Source organism: Hydrogenophaga sp. L99, assembly GCF_058731905.1.
Genome location: NZ_CM178972.1, coordinates 2,331,469 through 2,357,644, shown reverse-complemented (window position 1 = coordinate 2,357,644; position 26,176 = coordinate 2,331,469). Strand labels below are relative to the sequence as shown.

The 26,176-nt window shown below is 66.5% G+C and carries 19 protein-coding genes; 5 read left to right on the top strand and 14 right to left on the bottom strand.

Features of this window, described 5'->3' with window-relative positions; genetic code table 11:
* Window positions 1–38: 38 nt before the first annotated feature.
* The 5 genes from AC4QBL_RS11285 to AC4QBL_RS11265 form a co-directional block, all read right to left on the bottom strand.
* Window positions 39–674 carry a bifunctional 4-hydroxy-2-oxoglutarate aldolase/2-dehydro-3-deoxy-phosphogluconate aldolase gene (locus tag AC4QBL_RS11285; RefSeq protein ID WP_472906958.1) on the bottom strand — a complete coding sequence of 212 codons (636 nt, stop codon included), beginning with the start codon at window positions 672–674 and terminating at the stop codon, window positions 39–41.
* A 138-nt stretch (window positions 675–812) separates the two neighbouring features.
* Window positions 813–2,639 (bottom strand): phosphogluconate dehydratase, encoded by a 1,827-nt coding sequence (edd, locus tag AC4QBL_RS11280; protein WP_472906957.1) that lies wholly within the window; start codon window positions 2,637–2,639, stop codon window positions 813–815.
* Window positions 2,640–2,653: 14 nt separating this feature from the next.
* Entirely contained in the window at window positions 2,654–3,343 is a 690-nt protein-coding gene (pgl, locus tag AC4QBL_RS11275; protein WP_472906956.1) for a 6-phosphogluconolactonase, read from the bottom strand.
* A gap of 111 nt (window positions 3,344–3,454) precedes the next feature.
* The gene (gene zwf, locus AC4QBL_RS11270; RefSeq protein ID WP_472906955.1) at window positions 3,455–4,930 is read right to left on the bottom strand and encodes a glucose-6-phosphate dehydrogenase; all 1,476 of its coding nucleotides are present in this window, start codon (window positions 4,928–4,930) and stop codon (window positions 3,455–3,457) included.
* Window positions 4,931–5,043: 113 nt separating this feature from the next.
* A complete protein-coding gene (locus AC4QBL_RS11265) occupies window positions 5,044–6,069 on the bottom strand; it encodes a PfkB family carbohydrate kinase (protein ID WP_472906954.1) in 1,026 nt (341 codons plus the stop codon).
* Between the two features lie 202 nt (window positions 6,070–6,271).
* On the opposite strand from AC4QBL_RS11265, the gene AC4QBL_RS11260 reads away from it, so the two are divergent.
* From AC4QBL_RS11260 to AC4QBL_RS11240, 5 genes are all read left to right on the top strand, one after another.
* Window positions 6,272–7,219 carry a sugar ABC transporter substrate-binding protein gene (locus tag AC4QBL_RS11260; protein WP_472901226.1) on the top strand — a complete coding sequence of 316 codons (948 nt, stop codon included), beginning with the start codon at window positions 6,272–6,274 and terminating at the stop codon, window positions 7,217–7,219.
* Window positions 7,220–7,506: 287 nt separating this feature from the next.
* Window positions 7,507–8,436, top strand: coding sequence for an ABC transporter permease (locus AC4QBL_RS11255; protein ID WP_472901225.1), 930 nt, complete (start codon window positions 7,507–7,509; stop codon window positions 8,434–8,436).
* A gap of 1 nt (window position 8,437) precedes the next feature.
* Complete coding sequence (locus AC4QBL_RS11250) at window positions 8,438–9,241, top strand: ATP-binding cassette domain-containing protein (protein WP_472906953.1); 804 nt, start codon at window positions 8,438–8,440, stop codon at window positions 9,239–9,241.
* A 150-nt stretch (window positions 9,242–9,391) separates the two neighbouring features.
* Entirely contained in the window at window positions 9,392–9,844 is a 453-nt protein-coding gene (locus AC4QBL_RS11245) for an RbsD/FucU family protein (RefSeq protein ID WP_472901190.1), read from the top strand.
* Between the two features lie 140 nt (window positions 9,845–9,984).
* On the top strand, window positions 9,985–11,136 hold the full coding sequence (locus tag AC4QBL_RS11240) for an ROK family protein (protein WP_472901224.1): 1,152 nt from the start codon (window positions 9,985–9,987) through the stop codon (window positions 11,134–11,136).
* 18 nt (window positions 11,137–11,154) lie between these two features.
* Here AC4QBL_RS11240 and AC4QBL_RS11235 read toward each other — a convergent pair whose 3' ends face one another.
* The 9 genes from AC4QBL_RS11235 to AC4QBL_RS11195 all read right to left on the bottom strand — a co-directional run bounded on the left by AC4QBL_RS11235 (window position 11,155) and on the right by AC4QBL_RS11195 (window position 26,174).
* Window positions 11,155–13,638, bottom strand: coding sequence for a glycogen/starch/alpha-glucan phosphorylase (locus AC4QBL_RS11235; RefSeq protein WP_472906952.1), 2,484 nt, complete (start codon window positions 13,636–13,638; stop codon window positions 11,155–11,157).
* Window positions 13,639–13,662: 24 nt separating this feature from the next.
* Complete coding sequence (glgA, locus tag AC4QBL_RS11230; RefSeq protein WP_472901188.1) at window positions 13,663–15,117, bottom strand: glycogen synthase GlgA; 1,455 nt, start codon at window positions 15,115–15,117, stop codon at window positions 13,663–13,665.
* A 25-nt stretch (window positions 15,118–15,142) separates the two neighbouring features.
* Window positions 15,143–16,450, bottom strand: coding sequence for a glucose-1-phosphate adenylyltransferase (gene glgC, locus AC4QBL_RS11225; RefSeq protein ID WP_472906951.1), 1,308 nt, complete (start codon window positions 16,448–16,450; stop codon window positions 15,143–15,145).
* Between the two features lie 63 nt (window positions 16,451–16,513).
* Complete coding sequence (locus AC4QBL_RS11220; protein WP_472906950.1) at window positions 16,514–18,157, bottom strand: alpha-D-glucose phosphate-specific phosphoglucomutase; 1,644 nt, start codon at window positions 18,155–18,157, stop codon at window positions 16,514–16,516.
* The gene (gene glgX / locus AC4QBL_RS11215; RefSeq protein WP_472906949.1) at window positions 18,154–20,199 is read right to left on the bottom strand and encodes a glycogen debranching protein GlgX; all 2,046 of its coding nucleotides are present in this window, start codon (window positions 20,197–20,199) and stop codon (window positions 18,154–18,156) included. The genes AC4QBL_RS11220 and glgX overlap by 4 nt, the downstream gene beginning before the upstream one ends.
* A complete protein-coding gene (glgB, locus tag AC4QBL_RS11210; protein ID WP_472906948.1) occupies window positions 20,196–22,403 on the bottom strand; it encodes a 1,4-alpha-glucan branching protein GlgB in 2,208 nt (735 codons plus the stop codon). Before glgB ends, glgX begins: the two co-directional genes overlap by 4 nt.
* Before the next feature lie 53 nt (window positions 22,404–22,456).
* Window positions 22,457–23,596 carry an ABC transporter ATP-binding protein gene (locus tag AC4QBL_RS11205; RefSeq protein WP_472906947.1) on the bottom strand — a complete coding sequence of 380 codons (1,140 nt, stop codon included), beginning with the start codon at window positions 23,594–23,596 and terminating at the stop codon, window positions 22,457–22,459.
* 27 nt (window positions 23,597–23,623) lie between these two features.
* The gene (locus AC4QBL_RS11200) at window positions 23,624–25,267 is read right to left on the bottom strand and encodes an alpha-glucosidase (RefSeq protein WP_472906946.1); all 1,644 of its coding nucleotides are present in this window, start codon (window positions 25,265–25,267) and stop codon (window positions 23,624–23,626) included.
* Window positions 25,268–25,337: 70 nt separating this feature from the next.
* Entirely contained in the window at window positions 25,338–26,174 is an 837-nt protein-coding gene (locus AC4QBL_RS11195) for a carbohydrate ABC transporter permease (RefSeq protein WP_472906945.1), read from the bottom strand.
* Window positions 26,175–26,176 lie beyond the last annotated feature (2 nt).

The window sequence follows — 26,176 nt, the reverse complement described above, 5'->3', positions numbered from 1 at the left end:
GTATTGTGTCTTCTGCCGCGCAGCGGCGCGGGGGGAAATCAGCTTGCCGCCAGTTCGGTGGCTTCTTTGGCCAGCTGCGTGATGCGCTTCCAGTCACCGGCGGCCAGCGCGTCGGCCGGTGTGAGCCAGCTGCCACCGGCCATGGCCACGTTGGGCAGCTTCAAAAAGTCTTTCAGGTTCTCGGGGCTCACGCCACCGGTCGGGCAAAACATCACGTCCGGGATGGGCGCGCCCAGCGCCTTGAGCATGCCCAGGCCGCCGGCCTGTTGCGCGGGAAAGAGTTTCATGAGGCTGAAGCCTTGTTCGCGGCGGTGCATCACTTCGCCCGGCGTCATCACACCCGGAATAAAAGGCAGGTTGGCGGCGCGCACGGCGTCCACCAGTGCGTCGGTGCAACCGGGCGACAGGGCGAACGTGGCGCCCGCGTCGATCACGCGCTGCACCTCGGCCACGCGGGTCACGGTGCCCGCGCCCAGGTGCATTTGTGGCACGGCCTTGGCCACGGCTTCGATGCTGGCCAGCGCGGCAGCAGAACGCAGGGTGATTTCCATCACGTCGATGCCGCCTTCCAGCAGAGCATGCGCCAGCGGCACGGCGTGGGCCGGGTCGGTGAGCACGATGACGGGCACAACGCGGGAGGTGAAGGCGGGGCGGGTGAAGCAGGTGGTGGTCATGGTGTCGTCTGTGCGGAGCGGATCGAAAGAGGTGGAGCCAACCGGGGTCAGCGCGGAACCGGCTTTGCCGGGCCGCTGCTGGCGCACCCTGGGGGGTGACGCGCGCAGCGCGGCGCGGGGGGGGGAATCAAGTGAACATCAAGTGAACAGTGGCGAGGCGCCCGACTCTGCCGTGCTCGCCTGCGCGCGAAACAAACCAAACAGCTCGCGGCCGGTGCCGTGCGCGTTGTGGCTCAGGTCGGGGTGGCTCACGCTGCGAGCGGCCAATGTGGCGGCGTCCACCTCCAGTTGCAACACGCCGCGCTCGCAGTCCAGGGTGATCCAGTCGCCGTCCATCACGCGGGCAATCGGGCCGTCGGCCAGGGCTTCGGGGCTGAGATGGATGGCGGCGGGCACCTTGCCCGACGCGCCGCTCATGCGGCCGTCGGTGACCAGCGCCACTTTGAAACCCTTGTCTTGCAATACCGCCAGCGGCGGCGTGAGCTTGTGCAGCTCGGGCATGCCGTTGGCGCGTGGGCCCTGGTAGCGCACCACGGCGATCAGGTCTTTTTCCAGCTCGCCGGCGTTGAACAGGGCCAGCAGGTCTTGCTGGTCGCTCACCACCACAGCTTGGGCCCGCACAAAGCGGTGCTCGGGTTTCACCGCCGACACCTTGACGACGCTGCGGCCCAGGTTGCCTTTGAGCAGGCGCAGGCCGCCGTCGGCGCTGAAGGGCTCGGCCACGGTGCGCAGCACGGCGGTGTCGCCGCTGAGCGCGGGCAGGTCGCGCCAGGCCAGGGTGTCGCCGTCCAGCCAGGGTTCCTGGGTGTAGGCGCTCAGGCCAAAGCCCATCACCGTGTTCACGTCGCCGTGCAGCAAGCCGTTGGCCAGCAGCTCGCGCATCAAAAAGCCCATGCCGCCAGCGGCATGGAAGTGGTTCACGTCGGCGCTGCCGTTGGGGTAGACGCGGGCCAGCAGCGGCACCACGGCCGAGAGTTCGGCGAAGTCGTCCCAGTCGATCAGCACCCCCGCGGCGCGCGCCATGGCCACCAGGTGGATGGTGTGGTTGGTGCTGCCGCCGGTGGCCAGCAGGCCCACGATGCCGTTGACCACCGATTTTTCGGTCACGATGTCGGCCAGGCGAATGTGCGGCTGCCCGACGCGCCCGGTGTTGATCAGGGCGCGTTCCAGCGCGGCTTTGCTGAGTGCTTCACGCAGCGCCACACCGGGGTTCACAAACGACGAGCCCGGCAGGTGCAGGCCCATGATTTCCATCAGCATCTGGTTGCTGTTGGCGGTGCCGTAAAAGGTGCAGGTGCCGGGCGAGTGGTAGGCCTGGGCTTCGCTGTCCAGCAGCGCGTCGCGGCCCACCAGGCCCTGCGCGTATTGCTGGCGCACTTTGGCTTTGGCGTCGTTGGACAAGCCGGTGGTCATGGGCCCGGCGGGCACAAACACCGTGGACAGGTGGCCGAACTGCACCGCACCCATGAACAGCCCGGGCACGATCTTGTCGCACACGCCGAGCATCAGCGCCGCGTCGAACACGTTGTGCGAAAGCGCCACGGCGGTGCTGAGTGCGATCACGTCGCGCGAGAACAGCGAGAGTTCCATGCCGGCGGCGCCCTGGGTGATGCCGTCGCACATGGCGGGCACGCCGCCGGCCATCTGGGCGGTGGCGTTGAGGTGGCGGGCGTGGCTGCGCAACAGCTCGGGGTAGTGCTCGTAGGGCTGGTGGGCCGACAGCATGTCGTTGTAGGCGCTGACGATGCCCACATGCGGCGTGCGCTCGGCGTGAATCTTCAGCTTGTCGGCAGCCGGCAGCGCGGCCGTGGTGTGGGCCATGTTGGCGCAGCCCATACCGGCGCGCTGGGTGCCGGCTTTGGCGTTGGCGGCCATGGTATTCAGGTAGTCGGCGCGGGGGCCGGCGCTGCGCTCAATGATGCGTTGGGTGACAGAGGCCAGGGTGGCGTTCAGCGGTGTGGACATGGCGGTGTTCCGGTTCAGCCAATCCAGACGCTGATGGGCGTGATGGACTGGTTCAGTACGAGAGAAATGGGGAGCGTTTCGTCGGCCTTTTCAGCGGCGCGGCGGTACACAGCGAGCTTGGATGTGCCCGCGATGGACAGCACCAGCGCGCGTGCGGCGAGCAGTGCGCTGAGCGTGAAGCTGATGCGGGCGTGGGGCGCTGTGTCGGGCACCACCCAGGCCAGGCGCTGGTCGGTGGCGATGGCGCGGGCGTAGCCCGGCGCGCCGGGAAACAGTGAAGCGGTGTGGGCGTCTTCGCCCATGCCGAGCACCACCACGTCCAGCGGCCAGGGCAGGTCGGCGGTGCGGTCGCTGGCGTCGATCACCAGCGCGTCCAGCACCTCGGCGTTGAACTGCGGCGCGACTTCGCGAAAGAACGGCAGGAAGCGGGCTTCTGCCGCCTTCCCTTGCAGCAGGTGGCGGGCCACCAGAGCGGTGTTGCTGTCGGCGTGGTCGCGTGGCACCACGCGCTCGTCCACCAGCACCACGGTCACTTGGGCCCAGTCCAGGGCTTGCTCGCGCAGGGCTTCAAACATCGGAATGGGCGACTTGCCGCCCGAGACCGCCAGGCTGGCCTGGCCGCGCGCGGCGATGGCGGCGCGCAGCGCATCGGCCACGTGTGCCGCGATGGCAGCCGGCGTCGCGCCGGTGTGTTCAGTGATCATGGGTGGTGGCATGTGGTGTCCTCGTTCAAGAACACCGTGGAACCGGCTTTGCCGGGCCACTGGTGTTGTCCCCCAAGGGGGAGGACGCGAAGCGGCGCAGGGGGGCCATATTCAAGACTCCTCCACCCAGGAGCTGCCCTCGCGCGCCATGAGCGCCGACGACGCCGCCGGCCCCCAGCTGCCGGCGGTGTAGGCCTTGGGTTTTTCGTTCAGCTGCTGCCAGCCGTTGATGATCGGTTCGACCCAGCTCCAGGCGGCTTCCAGTTCGTCGCGGCGCATGAAGTGGGTGAGGCGGCCTTTGATGACGTCGATCAGCAGGCGCTCGTAGGCTTCGGCGCGGCGCTCGGAAAACGCGGTTTCCAGGTCCAGGTTCAGGTTCACCGGGCGCAGCTTCATACCGCTGCCGGGCTCCTTGGCCATCATCTGGAGCTGGATGTGTTCTTCCGGCTGCAGGCGGATCATGAGGCGGTTGACCGACTTGTGCGCCGAGTCCCCGAAGATGGTGAATGGCAGGTCGGCAAACTCGATCACGATTTCGGACTGGCGCGCGGCCATGCGCTTGCCAGTGCGCAGGAAAATGGGCACGTTGGCCCAGCGCCAGTTGTTGATGTGGGCCTTGAGCGCCACAAAGGTTTCGGTGGTGCTGCCTTCGGGAATGTTGGCTTCTTGCAGGTAGCCTGCCGCGGCGTCGCCGTTGGAGGCGCCGGCGCTGTACTGGCCGCGCACCGTGTCGCGGGCCACGTCGGCCATGGTCATGGGCCGCAGCGAGCGCAACACCTTGAGCTTTTCGTCGCGCACGGCGTCGGGGTCGAGCGACACCGGCGGCTCCATGGCCACGATGCACAGCAGCTGCAGCAGGTGGTTTTGCACCATGTCGCGCATGGCGCCGGTGCCGTCGTAAAAACCCGCGCGGCTGCCCACGCCCACGGCTTCAGCCACCGTGATCTGCACGCTCTTGATGTAAGGGCTGCGCCACAGCGGCTCAAAAATGGTGTTGCCAAAGCGCAGCACCATCAGGTTTTGAACCGTCTCTTTGCCCAGGTAATGGTCGATGCGGAAGATCTGCTGTTCCTGGAAGTACTGACCCACGTCGTCGTTGATCTGGCGGGCGGAAGCCAGGTCGTGACCCAGTGGCTTCTCCAGCACCACGCGGGCACGCTCGTCGATCAGGCCGGCGCCGTGCAGGTTGGCGCAAATGCCCACAAACAGGCTGGGTGCGGTGGCCAGGTAGTACACGCGGTCCGAGCCGCTTTGCATGGCGGCGGCAAGGGCGGTGAAATCCTGTGCCTGGGTGGCGTCCACGCTGACGTAGTTCAGCCGCTCCAGAAAGCTGGCCCAGGTGGCTTCGGCAAAGGCTTTGTCTTCAATGAAACCCCGCACCTTGTCTTGTATGAACGCGACAAAGGCGGCGCGGTCCCAGCTCTGGCGGCCCAGCGCGTGGATGCGCGTGGCGGCCGGCAGGTTGTTGTGCAGGTGGGCCATGTACAGCGCGGGCAGCAGCTTGCGCACCGAGAGGTCGCCCACCCCGCCAAAGATCACCAGATCGAGCGGGCCAGCAGGCGCAGGGCGGGAGGTTGATGCGGTCATGTCTCTAATTTAGTTACTTGAAGGTCGGTATTTTATTGTAATCAAGTTACAAGTGGGTTCCCAAATTGCGTGGGCCACATGCTAGCGCCGTGCGCGCCCTGGCGCGGGTCGGTTCAGAGTGCCTTGAAGACCGGTTGCGCGCTCGCCACACGGGCCTGGGCCTGGGCCAGGCTGGGCGGCACGCAGCCGGTTTCCATCACGCACAGGCTGGCGCTGGCGATGGCGTGGCCCAGGATGTGCTGCACGTCGGCCGCGTCAAGCGACAGCTCGCTGGCGTTGCGCGCGGCCTGCATGGAAGGGCGCTGGAGCAGCGCGACCAGCATGCCGGCCAGAAAGCTGTCGCCCGCCCCCACGGTGTCGGCCACCTGGACCGGCAACGGCTCGGCGCCGTGCCAGCCGCTGCCGTCGCGGTTCAAAATCGCCGCGCCTTTGGCGCCCAGCGTGAGCGCGAGCCAGCGCGCGGGCGTTTTTGCCATCAGTTCGCGGGCTGCCACCAGCGGGTCGGGGTGCGTGAAGCCCAGCGTGGCGAGGTCGTCGTCGCTCACCTTCACAATGTCGGCCTCGCCCAGCGCGGCCATCACGCTGGCCTGGTAGGCCGCCATGTCGGGCACGATGGCCGGGCGCAGGTTGGCGTCCACCACCACCAGGCGGCCCGCAGCGCGCTGCGCCTGCAGCCACGGCAGGTATTTGTCGCTGTCGTCGGCCACCAGCGCCAGGCAGCCGGTGGCCACGGTGGACAGCCGGGGTTGCTCGGCGCATTGGCGGGTCATCTCGGCGGCGTTCACCTGCCGGTCGGCCACGCCGTCGCGGTAAAAGCTGTAGCTGGCCTTGCCCTGGGCATCAAGGGCCACCACCGCCAGCGACGTGGGTTGGTGCACCGGCTCGCTGTGCGCCAGCGTCACGCCAGCCTGGCGAATGCCGTGGGCCAGCCCACGGCCAAAGCGGTCTGCTGACAAGGGGTTGAGGTAGAGCGTGCCCACGCCTTGCAGGCCGAGTGCGCGGGTCAGGTTGTAGACCGCGCCACCGTCGCAGGGGCGCAGGCGGCCGTCGGCCTCCTGGATCAGGTCGATCAGGGCTTCGCCAGCGGTGGCGACTTGAACGGGAACCTGTGCAAGATGATTTTGGGTAGGGAAAACCATAATTAAATCCAATTGATTTATTAACCAGATCTCAAATATAGTTCACCCACTCCGCAGCGCACAGCGTGAAAACCCCAAGAGGCGGGCTGCTGAGGTTTGTGTTCCATTGCTTTTGTTGACCACCATCTACCCCTTTGAGGAGACCTCTGTGAAAAAAATCGCCCCCGCTTTTGTGTTTTCCGCCCTGGCCCTGGCCGTGGGCATGGCCTCCGCTGCTGAGCCGGTGATTGGCCTGATCACCAAGACCGAGTCCAACCCCTTCTTTGTGAAGATGAAGGAAGGTGCCACCGCCGAGGCCAAGAAGCTGGGCGCCAAGCTGTTGTCCGCTGCCGGCAAGACCGACGGTGACAACGCCGGCCAGGTGACCGCCATGGAAAACATGATTGCCGCGGGCGCCAAGACCATTCTGATCACACCCAGCGACGCGAAAGCCATCATCCCCGCCATCAAGCGTGCGCAGGCCCAGGGTGTGCAAGTGATCGCCCTGGACAGCCCCACCGACCCGGTGAGCGCCGTGGACGGCCTGTTTGCCACCGACAACTACAAGGCCGGTGTGCTGATTGGCCAGTACGCCAAAGTGGCACTGGGCGGCAAGCCAGCCGTGATCGCCACGCTCGACCTGTTCCCCGGCCACCCGGTGGGCGCCCAGCGCCACAACGGTTTCCTGAAGGGTTTTGGCCTGGCCGCGCCTGACGCGTCCAGCAACAACCTGGGTGGTGCCGCCGCTGGCGTGGCTTGCATGGCCGACAGCTTCGGTGACGCCGCCAAGGGCCAGACCGGCATGGAAAACTGCCTGCAGAAAAACCCCAACATCAACCTCGTGTACACCATCAACGAACCCGCAGCCGCCGGTGCCTACAAGGCACTGAAGGCCGCAGGCAAGGAAAAAGGCGTGGTCATTGTGTCGGTGGACGGCGGTTGCGCGGGCATCAAGGACGTGGGCGCTGGCGTGATCACCGCCACCAGCCAGCAGTACCCGCTGCGCATGGCCTCGATGGGCGTGGCCGCTGGCGTGGAATACGCGAAGACCGGCAAAAAAGTCAGCGGTTACACCGACACCGGTGTGACCCTGATTGCTGCCAAAGCGGTAGCGGGTGTGGACAGCAAAGACGTGAAGACCGGCATGGATCTGTGCTGGGGGAATAAGTAACTCCCCCCTGCGCCGCTAGCGCGGCTTCCCCCTCTCTGGCGCCTTCGGCTTGGAGGGGGGCGGCACCTTGGGCCGGCAAAGCCGAGCATTCGGCACACCCCCCTGCGCCGCTGCGCGGCTTCCCCCCTCTCTGGCGCGCCCACGGCGCTTGGAGGAGGGACGACACCTCGGGTCGGCGGAGCCGGACCCTTGGTGCCCCTGGTCGGGGGCATCTCGCTCTCCGGAGCAGTTATTGAATCTTTGTTGGGAGAACTCCCTTGAAAACCCTCGCAGCCAAACTCCCGCCCATGGGCACCCTGGGGCCTTTTATTGCCCTGCTGGTGGCCTGTGCCTTTTTTGCGTCCCAAAGCGACCGTTTTCTGACGCTGCAAAACTTCTCGCTGATCTTGCAGCAGGTCATGGTGGTGGGCACCATCGCCATTGGCCAGACGCTCATCATCCTCACCGCGGGCATTGACTTGTCGTGCGGCATGATCATGGCGCTGGGCAGCATCGTCATGACCAAAATGGCCGCCGACTTTGGCCTGAGCGCCCCGGTCGCCATCACGCTGGGCATTGCCGCCACGGCAGGCTTTGGCCTGGTCAACGGCCTGCTGGTCACCAAAGCGAAGTTGCCGCCTTTCATCGTCACGCTGGGCACGCTGAACATCGCGTTCGCCATCACCCAACTGTATTCGGGCTCGCAGACCATCACCGATGTGTCCGAAGGCATGACCTGGCTGGGCAACTCGTTCCGCATTGGCCAGACCAACGTGCTCTACGGCGTGGTGTTGATGTTGGCGCTGTACCTGATCACTTGGCTGTTCCTGCGCGAAACCGCGCCTGGGCGCCACATCTACGCCGTGGGCAACAGCCCCGAAGCCACCCGCCTCACCGGTATTTCCACCGACAAAGTGTTGATTGGCGTGTATGTGCTGGCGGGCGTGTTTTACGGCATTGCCTCGCTGCTGAGCGTGGCCCGCATTGGCGCCGGTGACCCCAACGCCGGGCAGACCGAAAACCTCGACGCCATCACCGCCGTGGTGCTGGGCGGCACCAGCCTGTTTGGCGGCCGCGGCATCATCATCGGCACGCTGGTGGGCGCGCTGATTGTGGGCGTGTTCCGCAACGGTCTCACGCTCATGGGCGTGTCCTCCGTCTATCAGATTCTGGTCACCGGCATTCTGGTGATCCTGGCGGTGATGACCGACCAGATGTCCCGCAAAGGAGTCCGCTGATATGTCTACCGCTCCCAACGCTCAAAGCCCGCTTGTGATCCAGGCCAAAGGCCTTGTCAAGCGCTACGGCCAGGTGACCGCGCTCGACGGTGCCGACTTCGAATTGCGCGCTGGTGAAATCATGGCTGTGATCGGTGACAACGGCGCCGGCAAGTCGTCGCTCATCAAGTGCCTGGCGGGCGCCACCATTCCCGATGAAGGCGAGATTTTTCTGGACGGCCAGGAGGCCAAATTCCGCAGCCCCATTGACGCGCGCCGTGCCGGCATTGAGACCGTGTACCAGGACCTTGCCGTGGCGCCGGCCATGACGATTGCCGAAAACCTGTTTCTGGGCCGTGAAATTCTGCGCCCCGGCTTCATGGGCCGGGTGCTGCGCATGATGGACAAACGCAAGATGCTGGAAGAGAGCATTTCGCGCATGAACGACCTGAAGGTTGGCATCCGTTCCATGACGCAGGCGGTGGAAACGCTGTCGGGCGGACAGCGCCAGTGCGTGGCCGTGGCCCGTGCAGCGGCGTTTGCGCAGCACGTGGTGATCATGGACGAACCCACCGCTGCGCTGGGCGTGAAGGAAGGCAACATGGTGCTGGAGCTCATTCGCCGTGTGCGCGACAAGGGCCTGCCGGTCATTTTGATCAGCCACAACATGCCGCATGTGTTTGAAATTGCCGACCGCATCCACATTGCCCGCCTGGGCAAGCGCGCTGCCATTGTGGATCCCAAGCACATCAGCATGAGCGACACCGTGGCGGTGATGACCGGCGCGAAGTCGGTCGACGATCTGCCTGCCGAAGCCCTTGCCTGAACTGTGCCCACCCCCATCGCTTGCTCACTGCGTGTAGCCGCTCCGCCCCTAAAGGGGGAACACCAGCGGCCTGGCAAAGCCAGTTCCGCGGTGTTCTGGGTTGGCATGTGTGGCGTTCTGGGCCGTTGTTAGTTTGTTTGAAAGACCAAAATGCTCAAAGGCATTGATCCCTTGCTCAGCCCCGAGCTGTTGAAATTGCTGGCCGAAATGGGGCACGACGATGCCCTGGTGCTCGCCGACGCCAACTTCACCGCCATGAGCCTGGGCGCAGGCAAGCCGGTGTTGCGCCTGCCCGGTGTGGGCATGGCGCGCACGGTGCAGGCGGTGGCCAGTGTGTTGCCGCTGGCGGCCGATGTGCCGCAGCCCGTGGCCTACATGCAGGTGTGCGGCAGCGCGCCGGGCTACCGCTCGGCTTTGCAGCGCGAAACCCTGGCCGTGCTGGCGCAAGAGGGGCTGGCCGAAGGCCAGGCCGAGGCGCTGGAGCGCTACGCCTTTTACGAACGGGTAAAAACCGCCTACGCGATTGTGGTCACGGGCGAGCGCCAGCCCTGGGCCAACTTCATTTTGCGCAAGGGCGTGGTGGGCGAAGCCCTGCGCGAATGAGCGGGGTGCCGGACGTGTCAAACTTGGCCACCGTGACCGAAACCAACACCCACCCCAACGAACCCGTGGCGGCGCCTGCACCGCCGGATGCCGCCAACGATGCACCCCGGCTGCGCCCGCGAGGCTCCAACCAGGTGGGCATGCGCCAGTTCAACGAACGGGTGGTGCTGCAAGCGCTGCGCGCCCACGGCAGCTTGCCCAAGGCCGACCTGGCCCGCCTCACCGGCCTCACGGCGCAGACCATTGGCCTCATCACGGCCCGGCTCGACGAAGACCAGCTGCTCACCCGTGAAGCCCCGGTGCGCGGCCGTGTGGGCCAGCCTTCGGTGCCCATCGGGCTGAACCCCGACGGCGCTTTTGCGGTGGGCATCAAGATTGGCCGGCGCAGCGCCGACTGGTTGCTGGTGGACTTCACCGGCCGGGTGCGCCAGCGCCTGGTGCTGAACTACCCGTTTCCCGACATTCCGGTGCTGCTGCCCGCCATCAAGGCCAACCTGAACCGGCTGCTGGAAGACCTGGGCCCTTTGCGCGACCGCGTGGTGGGCGTGGGCGTGGCGGCGCCGTTTCAGCTCGGCGGCTGGCACCGCATGCTGGGCTTGACCGAGGCGCAGTCCCGGGCCTGGAACGACATGGATCTGGCCGCCGAAGTGCAGGCGCTCACCGACTTGCCGGTGAGCTTTGCCAAAGACACATCGGCCGCTTGCGTGGCCGAGCTGTTTCAGGGGCGCGGGCGCGACATTGGCAGCTTTCTGTATTTGTTCATGGACACCTTCGTCGGCGGTGGTCTGGTGATCCATTCGCACCTGCACCGCGGTGTCCACGGCAACGCCGGTGCCGTGGCGTCGTTGCCGCTTCAGGTGTCGCAAGGCGGTGATGTTCCGCCGCAGCTGGTCAGCCAGGCGTCGTTGTGGGACCTGGAGCAGCGCTTTCGCGAGCACGCGCTGGACCCGATGGCCGCTTACGACACGCGGGCGCTGCAGGCGCCCTGGCTGGCTTACACCCAGGAATGGCTGGAGCGGGCCGCGCGGGCGCTGGCGCATTGCATCGTGGCTGGCACCGCCTTTCTGGACGTGGAAGCGGTGGTGATGGACGGCGCCGTGGCGCCCGAGCTGCTGCACAACCTGCTGGCGCGCACCAGCGAAGCCTTAAAAACCTACAACTGGGAAGGCCTGCAGCCCATGCCCCGGCTGGAGCTGGGCAGCATGGGCTCTGACGCCCGCGCGCTGGGCGGCGCCTTGCTGCCCCTGCACGCCTGCTTTGCGCCCGACCATGGCAGCTTTTTGAAAAGCTGAGCGCCTGCGCCAGCGGGGTCAGCGCTCGCTGGGTGTGAGGTTGGCCAGGGGTGGGCTGTGCCAGATGGTCTGGGCGTATTCGGCGATGGTGCGGTCGGCTGAAAACGGTCCCATGCCCGCCACGTTGTGGATGGTCTGCCGCGTCCAGGCTTCGGTGTCGCGGTAGGCCTGGTCCACGCGGTCTTGGGTGGCCACGTAGCTGGCGTAGTCGGCCAGCAGCAGGTAGTGGTCGCCCCAGTTCACCAGCATGTCGTAAACCGCCTGGTAGCGTGCGGGCTCACCCGGGCTGAAGGTGCCGTCGCGAATGGCTTCCAGCACGCTTTGCAGCGCGGGCTGTTCTTCCAGGAAGCGGCGTGGCTGGTAGCCCGCGCTGCGCAGCGCCTGCACCTCGGGCGTGGTGTGGCCGAAGATGAAGATGTTGTCTTCGCCCACGTTGTCGCGGATCTCGACGTTGGCGCCGTCCAGCGTGCCGATGGTGAGCGCGCCGTTCAGGGCCAATTTCATGTTGCCGGTGCCCGAGGCTTCGGTGCCGGCGGTGGAAATTTGCTCCGACAGGTCGGCCGCCGGGATGATGATTTCGGCCAGGCTCACGCTGTAGTTGGGCACAAACACCACCTTGAGGCGGTCGCCCACGCGCGGGTCGGCGTTGATGGTGGTGGCCACGTCGTTGATGAGCCGGATGATGAGCTTGGCCGTGTGGTACGCCGAGGCGGCCTTGCCCGCAAAGATCACCACACGGGGCGTGTGCTCGGCATCGGGCTGCGCCAGGATGCGTTGGTAGCGCCCCACCACGTGCAGCAGGTTGAGCAGCTGGCGCTTGTATTCGTGGATGCGTTTGACCTGCACGTCAAACAGCGCCTGCGGGCTGACCTGCAGGCCCATGTGCTGCTGCAGCCAGTCGGCCAGGCGTTGTTTGTTGGCCTGCTTGGCTTCGCGAAAGGCTTGCGCAAAATCGGCGTCGCTGGCGAGCGGGCGCAGGGCTTGGAGCTGGGTCAGGTCGCGCCGCCAGCCGGTGCCCAGGCGGCTGTCGATCAGGCTGGACAGCGCCGGGTTGGCCTGGGCCAGCCAGCGCCGCGGGGTGATGCCGTTGGTTTTGTTGTTGAAGCGCTGCGGCCACAGGTGGGCGAAGTCGGCAAAGATGGACTGCTGCATCAGGTCCGAATGCAGGGCCGACACGCCGTTGACCGAATGGCTGGTGACCACCGCCAGGTAGGCCATGCGCACGCGGCGTTCGCCCGACTCGTCGATCAGCGAGAGCCGCCGAATGCGCTCGGGGTCGTGCACGCCGGTGCGCGCCAGTTCGGCCAGGAAGTGGCTGTTGATGTCGTAAATGATTTGCAGGTGGCGCGGCAGCACGCGGCCCATCATGTCTACCGGCCAAGTTTCCAGAGCCTCGTGCATGAGCGTGTGGTTGGTGTACGAAAAAACGCCCTGGCACAGGCGCCAGGCATCAGTCCAGGGCAGGTGGTGTTCGTCCAGCAGCAGGCGCATCAGCTCAGGGATGGCCAGCACCGGGTGGGTGTCGTTCAGGTGGATGCTGACCTTGTGCGGCAGCTCTTCAAAGCCGGTGTGGGTTTTGAGGTAGCGGCGCAACAGGTCTTGCACGCTGGCACTGACAAAGAAGTATTCCTGGTGCAAGCGCAGTTCGCGGCCCGACGGGGTGGAGTCGTCCGGGTAGAGCACGCGCGAGACGTTTTCCGAGTGGTTCTTGCTTTCCACGGCGGCAAAGTAGTTGCCGCGGTTGAAGGCGCTGAGGTCGATCTCTTCGGTGGCTTTGGCCGACCACAGCCGCAGCGTGTTGGTGGCGTCGGTGCCGTAGCCGGGCACGATGGTGTCGTACGCCATGGCCAGCACGTCGTGCGAGTCCACCCAACGGTGGCGGGCGGCGTCGCCGGTGCCTTCACGGGCCACATGGCCCCCAAACTGCACGCGGTACACCACCTCGGGGCGCGCAAATTCCCAGGGGTTGCCGTGGGTGAGCCAGTAGTCGGGCACCTCCACCTGCTGGCCGTCCACGATGGTCTGGCGAAACATGCCGTAGTCGTAGCGGATGCCGTAGCCGTAGCCGGCAATGCCCAGCGTGGCCATGGCGTCGAGAAAGCAGGCCGCCAGCCGGCCCAAGCCGCCGTTGCCCAGCGCGGCGTCGGGCTCCAGCGATGCCAGCACGTCGATGTCGGCCCCCAGCTCGCTCAGCGCTTGTTTGAGGGTGTCGCGCAGCTCCAGCGCCAGCATGGCGTTGTCAAACGCGCGGCCCATGAGGAATTCCATGGACATGTAGTACACGCGCTTGGCGTCCTGGTCGTACTGGGCGTGGGTGGTGCGCATCCAGCGTTCCACCAGGCGGTCGCGCACGGCATAGGCCGCCGCGTGCAGCCAGTCTTCGGGGCGGGCGGCCGACGGGTCTTTGCCCACTGTGAACACGAGTTTGTTGGCGATGGACTGTTTGAGCGAGGCGAGGTCGTTGCGCGGGCTGTCGTAGGAAAAGGCGGCGGTTTGTGTCATGGGGGCGTTCAAGCAGGTGAAATTTCAGGGTGCGACGAGTTCACGGTAGAGCGCGGCGTATTCCCGGGCGGCCTCGTCCCAGGAAAAGCGTTGGCGCATGCCGGCGCGCTGCACCCGTTGCCAGTGGGTGGGGTGCCGGTAAAGGGCCAGGGCGCGCTGCAGCGCGTGGGCAAATTCGGCGGAGTCCATGTGGTCAAACACGATGCCGGTGGCCGTGTCGCTGGCCAGGGTGTCGGGCCGGGTGTCGGTGACGGAATCGGCCAGGCCACCCACGCGGCGCACCAGCGGTACGCTGCCGTATTTCAGGGCGTACAGCTGCGTCAGGCCGCAGGGCTCGAAGCGCGAGGGCACCAGGGTCACGTCGCTGCCGCCAAACACCCGGTGGGAAAACGCTTCGTCAAAGCCAATGTGCACGGCCACCCGCCCGGCATGTTGCTGCGCTTTGGCTACAAAGGCGGCTTCCAGGTGCGCGTCGCCATTGCCCAGCAGCATCAGCTGCGCGCCGCTGGCCACCAGGGTGTCCACCGCGTCCAGCACCAGGGGCAGGCCCTTTTGCTCGGTCAGGCGGCTGACCACGGTGAACAGCGGCGCGTCGGGGTGGGTGTGCAGGCCGGTTTCGATTTGCAGAGCGGCTTTGCAGCGGGCTTTGCCCAGCAGCTGGTTGCTGCTGAACGGGTGGGGCAGCAGGTGGTCGGTGGCGGGGTTCCAGAGCGTGTCGTCCACGCCGTTGAGGATGCCGCTCAGATCGGCCTGGCGGCGGCGCAGCAGGCCGTCGAGTCCGCAGCCGTGTTCGGCGCTTTGTATTTCGCGCGCATAGGTGGGGCTCACGGTGGTGAGGCGGTTGGCGTAGTGCAGGCCGGCTTTCATGAACGAGACCTGGCCCCAGAATTCCAGGCCTTCGAGCTGGAAGAACGACCACGGCAGGCCGATGTCGGGAAACCGCGCGGCATCAAACAGGCCCTGGTAGGCCAGGTTGTGCACCGTGAACACGCTGGGCAGCAGCGGCTGGTCGCCGCCCGCTTGCACCAGGCAGGCGGGCACCAGGCCGGCGTGCCAGTCGTGGCCGTGCACGAGCTGGGGTTTCCAGCCGGCGTCACCGCCTCGGGCCAGCTGCACCGCCGCCCAGGCCAGCGCGGCAAAGCGGCGGTGGTTGTCGGCGTAGGGCTGTTTGTGGGCGTCTTCGTAGGGGTTGCCGGGGCGGTCCAGCAGGCCGGGCGCGTCCAGCACATAGGCGTGCACGGCGGGCGTGCCGGGCAGGGTGCCGTGCAACAGCCGCAGCTCGGCGCCCCACGGTGCGTTGAACCGCAGCAGCTCGGCCGGCTGCTGCAAGCCCGCCAGCACCGCCGGAAAGCCGGGCAGCAGCACGCGCACGTCGCACCCGTGGGCGCGCAGCGCCTGGGGCAGGGCGCCGGTCACATCGGCCAGGCCCCCGGTTTTCAGCAGGGGGTGGTATTCGGCACTGACTTGCAGAATCTTCATGGTGCGGGTGGTGTTGGGGCGGGCTTCAGGGCTGTGCAACGGGGAGCCGGTTGAGCATGTCGCGGGTAACGAGCACCACGCCGCCCGGGCTGCGTTCAAAGCGCTGGGCGTCCTGTTCGGCGTCTTCACCAATCACCAGGCCTTCGGGCAGCTTGCAGCCGCGGTCCACCACCACGCGGCTCAGGCGGCAGTGGCGGCCCACGGTCACCTCGGGCAGCAGCACCGCCTGGTCGACCTGGCAAAAGGAGTGGACGCGCACGTTGGAAAACAGAACCGAGTTGCTGACCACCGAGCCCGAAACGATGCAGCCGCCCGAGACCATGGTGTTGATGGTGAGGCCGTGTTTGCCGTCGGCGTCTTGCACAAACTTGGCCGGGGGCAGCTGGCGCTGGCTGGTCCAGATGGGCCATTCGGTGTCGTAGATGTCGAGCTCGGGCGTGACCGAGGCGAGGTCGAGGTTGGCTTCCCAGAAGGCGTCGATGGTGCCCACGTCGCGCCAGTAAGGCTTGGCCTCGGGGGTGGACGACACGCAAGACATGGAAAACGGGTGGGCCACGGCGCGGCCCTCACGCACCACGCAGGGGATCACGTCTTTGCCGAAGTCGTGGCTGGAGGAGGGGTTGGCCAGGTCTTCTTCGAGCAGGCGGTAAAGGTAGGCAGCGTTGAAGATGTAGATGCCCATGCTGGCGAGCGACACCGTGTCGCTGCCGGGCATGGTGGGCGGGTGCTCGGGTTTTTCCACAAAGTCGGTGATGCGGCGTTCGGCGTCCACCGCCATCACGCCAAACGCCGAGGCTTCTTCGCGCGGCACTTCAATGCAGCCCACGGTGCAGCCCGCGCCCGAAGCCACGTGGTCTTGCAACATGATGGAGTAGTCCATCTTGTAGACGTGGTCGCCAGCCAGCACCACCACGTATTCGGGGTTGCTGGACTGGATGATGTCCACGTTCTGGTAGATCGCATCGGCCGTGCCGCGGTACCAGTGCTCTTCGTCCACCCGCTGCTGGGCGGGCAGCAGGTCCACCATTTCATTGAGTTCGGCGCGCAGAAAGCTCCAGCCGCGCTGCAGGTGCCGCAGCAGCGAATGCGACTTGTATTGCGTGATCACGCCAATGCGGCGAATGCCCGAGTTCACGCAGTTGGACAGCGCGAAATCCACGATGCGGAACTTGCCACCGAAATACACGGCGGGCTTGGCGCGCTTGTCGGTGAGCTGCTTCAGGCGCGAGCCGCGCCCGCCCGCCAGCACCAGGGCGATGGAGCGGCGCACCAGCATGTGGGGCTGCATGTGGCGGTCGGTGTTCAGGGGCGCGGATTGGCGGCTGGGGCTCATGGGGTTTGTCTCCTGCGGGGTTGAAGGTCGCGGTGGCCTGCGTCCGAGTCTTCGCTCGGGTGTTCAGGTGATCACGGTGGGGGTGTGCATGCCGGTGTGGTGGGTGATGCGGGACAGGGCCTGGGCCAGCCCGATCAGCGGAGCCAGGGCCTCCTGGGCGGGCAGGTCGTGGCGGCTGGCGTCGGGCTCGTGGCGTTCCAGGTAAACGCGCAGGGTGGCGCCCTCGGTGCCGGTGCCTGAGAGGCGAAACACCACCCGCGACGAATCTTCCAGCACCACGCGCACGCCTTGCTGCTGGCTCAGCGAGCCGTCCACCGGGTCGGTGTAGGCGAAATCGTCGGCCCAGGCAATGCGCTGACCCGCCACGGTGGCGCCCGCCAGCGCAGGCAACTGGGCCCGCAGCTCGGCCATGAGCGTGTTGGCCTGTTCGGTGGCAATGCCGTCGTAGTCGTGGCGCGAATACACGCAGCGGCCGTGCTCGCGCCACAGTTGGCGCACCAGCGCTTCCACCGATTCGCCGGTCACGGCCACCAGGTTGAGCCAGAACAGAATGGCCCACAGGCCGTCTTTTTCACGCACGTGGTTGGAGCCGGTGCCGTAGCTTTCTTCGCCGCACAGCGTGACCTGGCCGGCGTCGAGCAGGTTGCCGAAAAACTTCCAGCCGGTGGGGGTTTCAAAACACGGGATGTCCAGCGCCTTGGCCACCCGGTCCACCGCGGTGGACGTGGGCATGGAGCGGGCCATGCCGGCCAGCCCGGCGCGGTAGCCGGGCACCTTCGTGGCGTGGGCGGCCAGCACGGCCAGGCTGTCGGACGGCGAGACCAGAAACCCCCGGCCCAGCACCATGTTGCGGTCGGCGTCGCCGTCGGTGGCCGCACCCATGTCGGGCGCGTCGGCGCCCATCAGGTGGTCGATCAGGTCGTCGGCGTAGGCCGGGTTGGGGTCGGGGTGCAGGCCGCCAAAGTCTTCCAGCGGTTCGGCGTGCACCACCGTGCCCGCTGGCGCGCCCAGCTCGCCTTCGATGATGGCTTTGGCGTAGGGGCCGCCCACGGCCCACATGGCGTCAAAGCGCAGCCGGAAACCCCGTGCAAACAGCGCGCGGATGGCGTCAAAGTCAAACAGCTCGCGCATCAGCGCGGCGTGGTCGGCCACGGGGTCGATCACCTCCACGTCGGTGGCCTCCAGCTTCTGCCGGCCCAGCGTGTCGAGTGCGATGTCGGCGCTGTCGCTGGTGCGAATGTGCTGCAGCGCCTGGGTGCGCGCGTACACCGCTTCGGTCAGCTTTTCGGGGGCTGGCCCGCCGTTGGCGCTGTTGTATTTGATGCCAAAGTCGCCATCGGGTCCGCCCGGGTTGTGGCTGGCCGAAAGCACGATGCCGCCGCTGGCGCCGTGGCGGCGAATCACCGCACTCACCGCGGGTGTGGACAAGATGCCGCCCTGGCCCACCAGCACCCGGGCATAGCCCCGCGCGGCCGCCATGCGCAAGATGGTTTGCACGGCGCTGCGGTTGTGAAAGCGGCCGTCGCCGCCCAGCACCAGGGTGAGGCCGGTGGCCGGCTGGTCGGTGCCGTGCAACACGTCAAACAGCGCCTGGACAAAGTTTTCCAGGTAATGGGCTTGCTGGAACACCGCGACCTTTTTGCGCAGGCCGGAGGTGCCGGGGCGCTGGCCGCTGAACGGGGTGGTGGGCAGGGTGTGGAGGGTCATGTTGATTCCTGAAAAGGGCCGCCGGGTTGCACCACCAGCCAGACGCTGCCGGCGGGCAGTTCGGCGGTAGCCGCGAGCGGCATGGGGTCGGTGTATCCGCTGTGGGTGCACAACCGGCGCTGCCAGGGGCCGGGCGGCAGCGCTACGCAGTGGGGCTGGTTTGTGGGGTTCAAGAGCAACAAGCACGCCATGCGGTGCCCACTGAGCTGAAGCACCAGCGGCGCGGCGTGGGTTTGCTCCCATTCACCGGGGCCCAGGGGGCCACCACTGGCTTGAAACCACTGGGCGCTGGCGCTCGTGGGGCTTGTAAGGCTTGTGGCCGGTCCGCTGTGCCACCAGTGGGCCAGCAGCGGGGTGAGCGAATGGCGCCAACCGATCAGGTGGGCCACGAAGTCGGTGAGGCCTTGGTCGGCGGTGTCCCAGTGCAGCCAGGTGCTGGGGTTGTCCTGGCAATAGGCGTTGTTGTTGCCGCGCTGGCTGTGGCCGAGCTCGTCGCCGGCCAGCAGCATGGGCGTGCCCAGCGACAGCAGCAGCACCGCCAGCAGGGCGCGGCGCTGGCGCAGGCGGGCGACCACCACGGCGGGGTCGTCGCTGGGGCCTTCCACGCCGTGGTTCACGCTCAGGTTGTGGCCATGGCCGTCGCGGTTGTCTTCGCCGTTGGCTTCGTTGTGGCGGTGCACGTAGCTCACCAGGTCCATCAGGGTGAAGCCGTCGTGGGCGGTGAGGATGTTCACGCTGCTGTGGGCGGGACGGTGGCCAAACACCGTGCTGGAGCCGGCCAGCGTATGGGCCAGCGCGCCGGGTGTGCCGGTGTGGCGCAGCCAGGCGCTGCGCTGGGTGTCGCGGTAGCGGTCGTTCCATTCCAGCCAGCCAGAGGGGAAGGCGCCCAGCTGGTAGCCACCGTGCCCTATGTCCCAGGGCTCGGCGATCATCAGGCGATCGCTCAGCAGCGGGTCTTGGGCCAGGGCCATGAGAAACGGCGCACGCCCTTGAAAGCCCATGTGTGGCGGCTCGCCGCGCGCCAGGATGGGGGCGAGGTCAAAGCGGAAACCGTCGATGCCAAAGTCGGTGACCCAGCGGCGCAGGCTGTCCATCACCAGGCGCAACACCAGCGGCTGGTTCAGGTTGAGCACATTGCCGCAGCCGGCCCAGTTGACGTAGCGCGAGCGGTCGTGAGGCAGCAGGTGGTAATACAGCGCGTTGTCGATGCCGCGCAGCGACAGCGTGGGGCCGGTTTCGTCGGACTCGGCCGAGTGGTTGAACACCACGTCCAGCACCACTTCAAGGCCGGCCGCGTGCAGCGCGTCCACCATGGCGCGGCATTCGTCGCGCGCTTGCCCGGGGGCGCTGGCGTAGCGGTTTTCAGGCGCGGCCCAGCCCACGGTGTTGTAGCCCCAGTGGTTGCTCAGGCCCAGCTGCAGCAGGCGCGTTTCGTCAGCGCGCTGCGCCAGCGGCATGAGGCACACGGTGGTGATGCCCAGGCGCTTCAGGTGGGCGATGGCCGCGGGGTGCGCCAGGCCGGCGTAGGTGCCGCGCAGCGCCTCGGGCACCCCCGGGTGCAGCGCGGTGAAGGCCTTCAGGTGCAGTTCGTACAGCACACGGCGGGCGGGGTCGATCTGCGGTCTCGGGGCTTGCAGCGCGGGCGGGCCGGCCAGCGCAAGGGCTTTGAGCGCGGTGGCGGCGTTGTCGCGCGGGTCGGGTTGCGTGGGGTCGTCGGGGCGGTGGCCGTTGTGGATGTCGTGGCCGTCGTAGCGGCCCAGCACCTCGCAGGCATACGGGTCCAGCAGCAGCTTGGCGGGGTTGAAACGCTGGCCCTCGGCAGGGTTCCAGGGGCCATGCACCCGGTAGCCGTACACCGCCCCGACCGCGAGGCCTGGGACGAAGCCGCGCCAGATGCCTTGCGCGTCGATGGCCAGGGGCTGCCGCGCCGTGCAGGCCAGGCCAGCGTGGTCAAACAGGCACAGTTCCACACCGTGCGCGTGGGGTGCCGCCAGGGCGAAATGCCCCCCTTGCTGTGTGACGGTGGCGCCGAGCGCGTTCATGGGTTGAGCGGCGGTGCAACGGGCGCGGGCGCCACCGGGGCCAGGATCACGCACGCCAGCGGCGGCAGGTTGAGCACCACCGACTGGGCGTGCCCGTGCGCTGCAAACGCGCTGGTGTGGCCGGCGCCACTGTGCTGGCCGCTGCCACCGTACACGGCGTCGTCGGTGTTGATGAGTTCTTGCCAGGCGCCGGCCAGCGGCAGACCGATGCGGTAGCCGGCGCGCGGTACCGGGGTGAGGTTGCACACCACTGCCAGGGTATTGCCCTCGGTGTCCAGCCGCAGCCACGACAGCACCGACTGGTCGGCGTCGTCGTGCGCGATCCAGGCAAAGCCGGCCGGGCTGGTGTCGAGCTGGTGCAGCGGCGTGTGGTGCTGGTAGACGCGGTTGAGGTCGCGCACCAGGCGTTGCACGCCCGCGTGGCGCGGGTCGTCCAGCAGGTGCCAGGGCAGCTGGCCGTCGGCAGACCACTCGCTGGGCTGGGCGAATTCGCAGCCCATGAACAGCAGTTTTTTGCCGGGGTAGGCCCACATATAGCCGTACAGCGCGCGTAGGCCAGCAAAGCGCTGCCAGTCGTCACCGGGCATGCGCTGCAGCAGCGAACCTTTGCCGTGCACCACCTCGTCGTGCGAAAACGGCAGCATGAAATTTTCGCTGAACGCGTACACCAGGCCAAAGGTGAGTTCGTTCTGGTGGTGCCGGCGGTGGATCGGGTCGCGGGCGAAATAGTCCAGGCTGTCGTGCATCCAGCCCATGTTCCATTTGTAGTGAAAGCCCAGGCCGCCACTTTGCAGGTCATCGCTGGGTGGGCGGCTCACGCCGGGGAACGAGGTGGACTCTTCGGCCACCATCAGCGCGCCGTCGCGCTCCACACCCACCGTGTGGTTGAGGCGGCGCAAGAAGTCGATCGCTTCCAGGTTTTCACGCCCGCCGTATTGGTTGGGCACCCACTCGCCTTCGGCGCGGCTGTAGTCGCGGTACAGCATGGACGCCACCGCGTCCACGCGCAGGCCGTCGATGCCGAAACGCTCCAGCCAATACAGCGCGTTGCCAATCAGGAAGTTGCGCACCTCGCGCCGGCCGTAGTTGTAAATGAGGGTGTTCCAGTCCTGGTGGAAACCTTCTTTGGGGTCGGCGTGCTCGTACAGGTGGGTGCCGTCAAACTGGGCCAGGCCGTGGCTGTCGGTGGGGAAGTGGGCGGGCACCCAGTCCAGCAACACGCCCAGCCCGGCTGCGTGCGCGGCGTCCACCAAATGTTGAAAGTCTTCGGGTGTGCCAAAGCGCGAAGTGGGCGCGTACAGACCCACCGGCTGGTAACCCCAGGAGCCGTCAAACGGGTGTTCTGACACTGGCAGCAGCTCGATGTGGGTGAAGCCCATGTCGCGCACGTAGGGCACCAGCGTGTCGGCCAGCTCGCGGTAGTTCAGCCAGCGCCAGCCGTCTTGCTTGCGCCACGAGCCCAGGTGCACCTCGTAGACGCTGATGGGCTGGTCAAACCGGTTGGCACGCTGGCGCTCGGGCGCCATGGGCCGCACCGGCGGCAGGGCCTGCACCACGCTGGCGGTGTCGGGCCGGTGCTGGCAGCGAAAGGCGTAGGGGTCGCTTTTCAGCAGCCGCTCGCCGCTGGTGGTGACGATCTCGAACTTGTACAGCTCACCCGCCGCCAGGCCCGGCACAAACGTTTCCCAGATGCCGCATTCGCGGCGCAGGCGCATGGGTAGCCGCCGGCCGTCCCACTGGTTGAAGCCGCCCACCACCGAGACGCGGGCCGCGCTAGGCGCCCACACGGCAAAGCTCACGCCCTCCACACCTTCAAGCGTGCGGGGGTGGGCGCCCAGGCATTCGTAGGGACGTTGGTGTGTGCCCTCGGACAGCAGCCACACGTCCAGCTCGCCCAGCACCGCACCAAAGGCAAACGGGTCGTCCAAGCGGGTGGTGTGGCCGTCGGCCCACTGCACCACAAACTGGTGGGCAAAAGGCACGGTGTCAGCGCCCAGGCTGAGTGAAAAAACGTCGGTCCCGGGCGCGCGCAGCATCGCCCCCCGGTGGTCGCCGCTGCTGCGTTCGAGCAAGCCCACCTGGGCCGCACCCGGCAAAAAAGCATGCACCCACAGGGCGCCGCCCACGCTGTGCATGCCCAGTGTGGCGTAAGGGTCCGGGTGTTGGCCAGACTGGATGGCGTGAAGGTCTTGGGTTGTCAGCATGACCGGAACTCCCGCCCGAAGGTGTGTGTGAATGGAATGGGCGGCTGAGCCTTTCAAGTAGGCAAGGATACGGTGCGCGTGAGGGCTTCGCCAGTGCTGTCAAACAGGTGAAGGTCTTGGGCGTTCACCTGCAGCCGGATGGCATCGCCCATTTTGTGGGCGGTGGTGCCTTCCAGCTTGAGGGTGATGGTGGGTGCGCCGCCACCGAGGTCCAGATACAGCAGCGAGGCTTCTCCCAGCTTTTCGATGTGGGCCACCCGGGCCGGCAGGCTGTTGGGGCTGTTGTCCGCGTCGGCCAGGCGCATGTGTTCGGGCCGCAGGCCCATGCTCACCGGCTGGTTGGGCGCGAGGTGGTCGGCCTGCACCGCCACCTCAAAGGCGTGCCCGGCGACCGTGATGTGGGCGCGGCCCTGGTCTGCCGACTGGAAGGTGGCGGGCAAGATGTTCATCTTGGGCGAGCCAATGAATTCGGCCACGAACAGGCTGTTGGGCCGGTGGTACAGGTCCATCGGCGTGCCGATCTGGGCGATGGAGCCTTTGGTCTGCACGTCGTCACCGGCGCGCAGCAGCACGATCTTGTCGGCCAGGGTCATGGCTTCGACCTGGTCGTGCGTCACATAGATCATGCTGGCCGTGCCAATTTCGCGGTGCAGCTTCGCAATTTCCAGGCGGGTCTGCACGCGCAGGGCAGCGTCCAGGTTAGACAGCGGTTCATCAAACAGAAACACCCGCGGCTCTTTCACAATGGCGCGGCCAATGGCCACGCGCTGTCGCTGGCCGCCCGAAAGCTCTTTGGGCAGCCGGTCCAGCAGGTGGGTGAGCTGCAATATGTCGGCCGCTTCGCGCACCTTTTTGTCGATGTCGGCCGCATTGGAGCCAAACACCTTGAGGCCAAAGCCCATGTTGTCGCGCACCGTCATGTGCGGGTAGAGCGCGTAACTTTGAAACACCATGGCCACGCCGCGGCGTGCCGGTGGCAGGTCGTTTACCCGCTCACCGCCAATGGAGAGGTCGCCCGAACTGATGTCTTCCAGTCCGGCCACCATGCGCAGCAGCGTGGATTTGCCGCAGCCCGATGGACCCACGAACACGCAGAACTCACCGTTTTCGATGGTGAGGTTGGCGTTGTTGATGGTGAGCGGCGACTGCGGCGCGTAGCGCTTGCAGACGTTTTTGAAATCGATCCGGGACATGGGTTTCTCCGTCGGGGGGTGGTGGGTTCAGGCCTGTAGAAACAGACCGCCCCAAGGCTCGAAATGGACCGTGCCGGCGTCCAGCCGTGCGCCGGCCAGGCCACTGCCGGCCAGGGTGGCGGCACCAGCCCATGGCGACGGCAGCGCCAGGCTGGCGGCCTGGTCGCTGAAATTGAACACGCACAGCAGGCGCTGCGGGCCTTCTTCGCGCACGATGCCCAGCACCTGCGGGTGCAGCGGCAGCAGAGCCATGCTGCCGTGCAGCAGGGCCGGTTGTTGGCGGCGCCAGTGCAGCAGCTGGGTGAAATAGCTCAGCAGGCTGTCTGCCCGCCCGGCTTGTTGGTCCACCGCCAGCGCGGTGTGGGTCGCGGCCACCGGCAGCCAGGGCTTGGCGCCGGTGGTGAAACCGGCGTGGGGTGCGTCGGCCACCCAGGGCATGGGCGTGCGGCAGCCATCGCGCCCTTTGAATTCGGGCCACATGGTGATGCCGTAGGGGTCTTGCAGGTCTTCAAAGGCCAGCTGCGCTTCGGGCAGACCCAGCTCTTCGCCCTGGTACAGGCAAACCGTGCCCCGCAGGCTGGCCTGAAAGGCCGCGGCCAGACGCAGCAGCTGCGGGTTGGGCGGCGTGCCACCCCAGCGCGAGGCCGAGCGCTCGCAGTCGTGGTTGGACAGTGCCCAGCACGGCCAGCCGTCGCCCACCACGGTGTTGAAACGCTCCAGCGTGCCGTGCAAAAACGCGGTGCTGTGCTGCTCGCCCAGCAAGTCAAAGCAATACGCCATGTGCAGCTTGTCGCCGCCAGCGGTGTATTCGGCCACGCGGGCCAGGCCGTCGTCGTCGCCAATTTCACCCACCATGGTGGTGTCGGGGTACTGGTCAAGCAGGGCGCGCAGGCGCTGCATGAACGCCAGGTTTTCCGGGCGGCTCTTGTCGTACACGTGCCACTGCCAGCCATAGGGGTTGAAAGGGTTCACCGCCGGGTCGGGCTTGTCCGGGTCGGGGGCGCCACGGCCGGGGTTGCTGCGCAACTCGGCATCGTGAAAGTAGAAGTTGGCGGTGTCCAGGCGGTAGCCGTCCACCCCCAGGTCGAGCCAGAACTTCACCGTGTCCAGCAGCGCGTCCTGCACCTGCGGGTTGTGGAAGTTCAGGTCGGGCTGGCTGGTCAGGAAGTTGTGCAGGTAGTACTGGCAGCGGCGCGTGTCCCACTGCCAGGCACTGCCGCCAAAGATGGACAGCCAGTTGTTGGGCGGTGTGCCGTCGTCTTGGGCGTTGGCCCACACATACCAGTCGGCCTTGGGGTTGTGGCGGGTGGCGCGGCTCTCGGCAAACCAGGGGTGCTGGTCGCTGGTGTGCGAAAGCACCTGGTCGATCATGACCTTCAGGCCCAGGTCGTGAGCGCGTTGCACCAGCACCTTGAAGTCGTCCAGCGTGCCAAACATCGGGTCCACGTCGCAGTAGTCGCTGACGTCGTAACCGAAGTCCTTCATGGGGCTCTTGAAGAAGGGCGAGAGCCAGACGCCGTCGGCACCGAGCGCGGCAATGTGTTCCAGCCGCTGGGTGATGCCGGGCAGGTCGCCAATGCCGTCGCCGTTGCTGTCCTGGTAAGAGCGCGGGTAGATCTGGTAGATCACGCCGCCGCGCCACCAGCCGTTGTTGGGTGCTTTTGGTGTCATGGTGTAGGGGTCTTGGGGGTTGGATTCAAAAGGGATATGCAGTATTTGGGCCATTGTGCTCAGGCAGCGCTCAGCCCTTGACCGCGCCTGCCGTGAGGCCCGAGACGATCTTTTTCTGGAACGCCAGCACCAAACCGAGCAAGGGAATGGTCACCAGTACCGAGGCAGCCATGATGTTGCCCCAGGGTATGTCGTATTTGCTGGCGCCCGAAATCAGCGAGATGGACACCGGCACCGTGCGCTCGTTGTTGTCCAGCACAAAGGTAAGGGCAAACAAAAACTCGTTCCAGGCCGCAATGAACGCCAGCAGGCCGGTGGACACCAGGGCGGGCCACAGCAGCGGCATGAACACGTCCCAGATGATGCGGCCGGGGCCGCAGCCGTCCATGATGGCGGCCTCTTCCAGTTCTTTGGGTAGCTGCTTCATGAAGGTGGTGAGCACCCACACGGTAAACGGCAGGGTGAAGATCATGTAAGGCAGCACCAGGCCAATGGCTTTGTTGTAAAGACCCAGAAAACGGATCAGCTCAAACATGCCGGCCAGCACCGCCACCTGCGGAAACATGGACACGGCCAGCACTGCGGTGAGCAGCAGGCCGCGGCCCTTGAAGTTGATGCGGCCCAGCGCGTAAGACGCGGTCACGCCAATGAACAGCGACAGCGAAACCACCAGCACCGAGACCATGATCGAGTTCAGGATGTGGCGGCCAAAGGGCTGTTCGGCCAGGGTGAACAGCGAGATGTAGTTGTCCAGCGTCACCGTGTTGGGCCAGAGCGTCGACTCAAACAGCGCCGAGCCGGTTTTGAGCGAGGTGGACACCGCGTAAATGAACGGGAACACCGAAATGATCACCACCACCGTGGCGGCGAAATAGAGCGCCACGCGCCAGTACCAAGCGGATTTCATGA

What these genes read in the sequence shown, in the direction of transcription:
- AC4QBL_RS11285 (WP_472906958.1), bottom strand. Translation starts at nt 674, where the DNA reads ATGACCACCACCTGCTTCACCCGCCCCGCCTTCACCTCCCGCGTTGTG.
- edd (WP_472906957.1), bottom strand. Translation starts at nt 2,639, where the DNA reads ATGTCCACACCGCTGAACGCCACCCTGGCCTCTGTCACCCAACGCATC.
- pgl (WP_472906956.1), bottom strand. Translation starts at nt 3,343, where the DNA reads ATGATCACTGAACACACCGGCGCGACGCCGGCTGCCATCGCGGCACAC.
- zwf (WP_472906955.1), bottom strand. Translation starts at nt 4,930, where the DNA reads ATGACCGCATCAACCTCCCGCCCTGCGCCTGCTGGCCCGCTCGATCTG.
- AC4QBL_RS11265 (WP_472906954.1), bottom strand. Translation starts at nt 6,069, where the DNA reads ATGGTTTTCCCTACCCAAAATCATCTTGCACAGGTTCCCGTTCAAGTC.
- AC4QBL_RS11260 (WP_472901226.1), top strand. Translation starts at nt 6,272, where the DNA reads ATGGCCTCCGCTGCTGAGCCGGTGATTGGCCTGATCACCAAGACCGAG.
- AC4QBL_RS11255 (WP_472901225.1), top strand. Translation starts at nt 7,507, where the DNA reads ATGGGCACCCTGGGGCCTTTTATTGCCCTGCTGGTGGCCTGTGCCTTT.
- AC4QBL_RS11250 (WP_472906953.1), top strand. Translation starts at nt 8,438, where the DNA reads ATGTCTACCGCTCCCAACGCTCAAAGCCCGCTTGTGATCCAGGCCAAA.
- AC4QBL_RS11245 (WP_472901190.1), top strand. Translation starts at nt 9,392, where the DNA reads ATGCTCAAAGGCATTGATCCCTTGCTCAGCCCCGAGCTGTTGAAATTG.
- AC4QBL_RS11240 (WP_472901224.1), top strand. Translation starts at nt 9,985, where the DNA reads ATGCGCCAGTTCAACGAACGGGTGGTGCTGCAAGCGCTGCGCGCCCAC.
- AC4QBL_RS11235 (WP_472906952.1), bottom strand. Translation starts at nt 13,638, where the DNA reads ATGACACAAACCGCCGCCTTTTCCTACGACAGCCCGCGCAACGACCTC.
- glgA (WP_472901188.1), bottom strand. Translation starts at nt 15,117, where the DNA reads ATGAAGATTCTGCAAGTCAGTGCCGAATACCACCCCCTGCTGAAAACC.
- glgC (WP_472906951.1), bottom strand. Translation starts at nt 16,450, where the DNA reads ATGAGCCCCAGCCGCCAATCCGCGCCCCTGAACACCGACCGCCACATG.
- AC4QBL_RS11220 (WP_472906950.1), bottom strand. Translation starts at nt 18,157, where the DNA reads ATGACCCTCCACACCCTGCCCACCACCCCGTTCAGCGGCCAGCGCCCC.
- glgX (WP_472906949.1), bottom strand. Translation starts at nt 20,199, where the DNA reads ATGAACGCGCTCGGCGCCACCGTCACACAGCAAGGGGGGCATTTCGCC.
- glgB (WP_472906948.1), bottom strand. Translation starts at nt 22,403, where the DNA reads ATGCTGACAACCCAAGACCTTCACGCCATCCAGTCTGGCCAACACCCG.
- AC4QBL_RS11205 (WP_472906947.1), bottom strand. Translation starts at nt 23,596, where the DNA reads ATGTCCCGGATCGATTTCAAAAACGTCTGCAAGCGCTACGCGCCGCAG.
- AC4QBL_RS11200 (WP_472906946.1), bottom strand. Translation starts at nt 25,267, where the DNA reads ATGACACCAAAAGCACCCAACAACGGCTGGTGGCGCGGCGGCGTGATC.
- AC4QBL_RS11195 (WP_472906945.1), bottom strand. Translation starts at nt 26,174, where the DNA reads ATGAAATCCGCTTGGTACTGGCGCGTGGCGCTCTATTTCGCCGCCACG.